The organism is Methylorubrum podarium (assembly GCF_022179745.1).
Lineage (GTDB): Bacteria > Pseudomonadota > Alphaproteobacteria > Rhizobiales > Beijerinckiaceae > Methylobacterium > Methylobacterium podarium.
In genome coordinates, this window is the sequence record NZ_BPRD01000562.1 from 1 (window position 1) to 3,392 (window position 3,392).

Below are 3,392 nucleotides of genomic sequence, written 5' to 3' on the forward strand. Positions count from 1 at the left end.
GGTGACCGCCTCGCGCAGGCCGTCCGGCCGGCTGTTGACGTTGAGGCTCGCGCCCGTCAGCGCAGTCAGGGCGGGGGAGGCCGGCGCGACCGCGACCTTCGCGACGTAGGCGCCCCAGCGCAGGGGCACTTGGCTGTAGAACGTCTCGCCCAGAATGTGCGTCTCCGGGTGGCCGCCCAGCGCGATCACGGTCGGGCTCTTGGTGCCGAGCCCTTCGAGCACGGTTTCGACGCCGCGCAGAACCGCCGAGAACGCCTTCTTGAACACCTGCGGCGTGTCCGTGGTGGCGGCCAGGAGCTTCAGGCTCTTGAGGAAGGCCGCGTCGTCCGGGGCCGTGAAGGCCGGTGCGTCGGCCATCACGAAATCCTGCGTCGTGCCCTCGCTGCCCTCCAGGCGCTCGCCCTCGACGCCGACGACCTTGAGCGCGAGGCCGCGCGGGGTCGAGACGCTGTCGTCGAGGATGTCGCCGGGATTGGTGGAGAAGCGCAGCAGCGCCTCGTAGGTGCCGGGCTTCTCGCAGAGGCCCTGCGCCAGCTCGGGGGGCAGACCGTCGAGGATGTCGAGTCTGCCAACGAGCAGGCCGTGCGCCTTGGCGTGAACGCCCCGCACCGCCCGGCCGTAATCCTTGAGCGTCGTCTCCTGGATCTTGGCGAAGGTCGCGAGCATCTGCCCGTGGATGTCGGCCTCGTCGGTGCGCGGCTGCTCGACGGAGGGGTGGTAGGGGATCGGGCTCGCAGCGGTCACGTCCGGCCTCGTGGTGGATCCGCCGTTCCTCGCGAGGCCGGCCTGACACCAAACCGGGAGCGGCCGCCGCCGTTCAGCCGGGCGCGGTCACGCTCGCGCGAGCGGGCCGTCGAGGGGAGCCAGCCGCGGTTCGGCCGCCGGCGCCGCCGCGGGGCCGAGCCTCCGGGGCCGGCCGAGCCGCCGGGCGAGGGCGGGGAGATCGACCGGGCTCGCGCCGGCCGGCGCTTGGCCGAAGACCTGCCGGTCGAGGGCGGCGAGATCCTGCGCCAGATCCGGCTCCTCCCGCCAGAGCGCGGCGAGATCCGGCTGCGCCTGCGCGGCGCGGCCGAGCGCCGCCCGGAACGCCGCCGCGTCACCCGCGGCCGCGGCCAGGCGCAGGGCGCGGGCCTGCCCCCGGTCGAGGCGCAGACGGGCGGGGCCGGTGCGGAAGCCGATCAGCGCGAGCCCGAGGCCGAAGGCGGCAAGCGCCGCCGCGGCGAGAGCGGGCCAAGAGGCCGGCGCCGTGGGTTTGAGATCCTCCTCCCGCTCGGCGAGGCCGCCGCCGATCTGGCGGGCCGGGATCTCGGTCTCGCGCAGGGTGCGGGTCAGCGTGTCGAACCAGGGGATCTTGATCGCGTCGAGCGGGATCACCTCGGACACGCCTTTCTTGATGTCCCACTGATAGGTCGCCCGCGCCACCGGGCCGGAGGGCGTGATCAGGGTCTCGCGCTTCACCGGCCCGGCGAAGGTGATGATGCCGCGGGTGCGCATGACCGGGCGCGGCGGCAGCCCCTCGGCCAGCATGCCCTGCGCCTCGAGGGTGACGATCCGGCGGGCGGTGTCGCCCTTGTTCAGCGTCTCCGGGTCGGGATCCCAGGAATCGGTGATCGACACGTCCCGCGCCGGCAGCCACCACGGCTCCGCCGCGTCCGGGCCGCCGGTCGCTCCCGTCCAGGCCGCCACGGGGAAGGGGATCGGCTCGGAGCGCACGTCGATCTGCTTGCGCTCCCCCCCGTCGTTGATGGTGAGACGGTGGACGAACGGGTCGATGGTGAAGGTCCCCGTATGCTGGGGGAAGACCGCGATGGTGCGCTCGAATTCCAGCGCCATCTGCCCGTCGGGCATCCGCGTGCGACCCCAATGGTCGCGGCCGAGCTGTGTCCAAGAGAAGTTGACCAGCGCCGGCTGGCGCAGCTCCTCCAGCAGGATCTGCGTGCGGTAGACTCCGCGCAGGCGCAGCAGCACCATCTCGCGGGCATAGGGCTGCGCGCCGCCGGGAAGGTCCGGCGTCACCGTCAGGGTGAGGTCGCCGGGGTCGATCGCGTGTGCGGGCGAAGCCAGGGCGAACAGGATGAGGAGCGCCGCGAGCATGTCCCTCCCCCCTCTGCGGGGGAGGGTGCCTGCGGAGCTGGCGGGAGAGGGGCAGCGCGACGGTGCGGAAGGTGGCGCCCGTCGCGTCCTGTCCGGAGAGGGCGCTCCCCTCTCCCGACCCCTGCTGACGCAGGGGCCACCCTCCCCCGCAGAGGGGGGAGGGCTTTTCGTGGCGCGCCGCAAAACACTCAAAAGAATCACCACGGGTTGCTGCCTCCCGGGATGGCGGTGCCGGCCTCGATGCGCCGGGCCTGCTCGGCCTTGAGGCGCAGCTTGAGGTAGCGGCCGGGCTCGTCCGGCAGGGTCTGGAGCCAGAGCCGGTCGGGATGGATCTCGTGCGCCTCGAAGCTCTTCGTGACGCGGCGGGCCTCGCGCTCGGGCGCGGCGGCGACCATGGCCGAGCCGGCCCCCTGGCGTCCCCGGCCGGCCGCGTCGCTTGCCGAGCCGCGGGCCTGGCCCTTGCCGGAATCGATTGCCTGCTGCTCCGCCTTGCCGCGCCGCGCCACCGGGCTGGTGCCGGGCAGAGACGCGGAGGAACTCGCCTCCTTGTTGCCGGCCAGCCCCTCGCCGCTGGAGGTGGCGCGGATGTCGTCGTTCTGGTCCTGGTTGGCGGTGTTGTTGTAGCGGGCACCGTACTGCGCCGAGGCGTTGGCGATGCCGCCGCCCTTGCCGCGGTCGACCTCCTCCTCCAGCGCCTTGGCGACCAGCGAGCGGTTGGCCTGCGCGTCGGCGTCGCGGGGGTTGTAGGTCAGCGCCTCGTCGTAGGCATCGAGCGCGCCCTTCAGGTCGCCGGAGCGGGCCAGCGCGTTGCCGAGATTGTAGGCGCCCCGCTTCCCCTGCGCCCGGAACAGCGGGATCGCCGCCTCGTAGCGCCCGGCCTCGTAGAGCGCGGCGGCGCGCCACGCGGGCACGTCGAACACGTGGAGCGCCGCACCCGGCAGCCCGACCGCCATCAAGAAGCGGCCCAGCGTCGTGCGCGGCTCCGACACGAGCAGCAGGCCGAGGATGCCGAGTCCCGCGAGCGCGAGGCCGGCGATGCGCGCGAGCCGCCGCCAATTGCGCGGGAAGGCCACCGGCAGGGTGCGCCGCAGGGGCGCCGCGACGGAGCGGGAGGAGGCGGGCGCCAGCATCACGCGCTCCGGCGGAACAGGAGGAGGGCCGGGACAAGCGCCAGCAGCAGCAGCCAGCGGCCGAAATCGGCGAAGGCGAGCACGCCGTAGCCGCCCGCGGCGAGGTGCTGCGCGGTCGAGGCGCCGACGCGGTCGAGCACCGCCTGCGGGTCGGCCGGCAACTCGCCG

The 3,392-nt window shown here is 74.0% G+C and carries 3 protein-coding genes and 1 pseudogene; all 4 read right to left on the reverse strand.

Annotation, left to right across the window (positions count from 1 at the left end):
• Window positions 1-744, reverse strand: a 744-nt coding sequence (locus MFF42_RS23550) for a catalase family protein (protein ID WP_238258190.1), incomplete at its 3' end; no start/stop codon positions are given.
• Between the two features lie 87 nt (window positions 745-831).
• Window positions 832-2,094, reverse strand: coding sequence for a hypothetical protein (locus MFF42_RS23555; RefSeq protein ID WP_238258191.1), 1,263 nt, complete (start codon window positions 2,092-2,094; stop codon window positions 832-834).
• 197 nt (window positions 2,095-2,291) lie between these two features.
• The gene (locus MFF42_RS23560) at window positions 2,292-3,224 is read right to left on the reverse strand and encodes a tetratricopeptide repeat protein (RefSeq protein ID WP_238258193.1); all 933 of its coding nucleotides are present in this window, start codon (window positions 3,222-3,224) and stop codon (window positions 2,292-2,294) included.
• Window positions 3,224-3,392, reverse strand: a pseudogene (locus MFF42_RS23565) (VWA domain-containing protein); the annotation flags it as partial. The gene MFF42_RS23560 and the pseudogene MFF42_RS23565, both read right to left, overlap by 1 nt.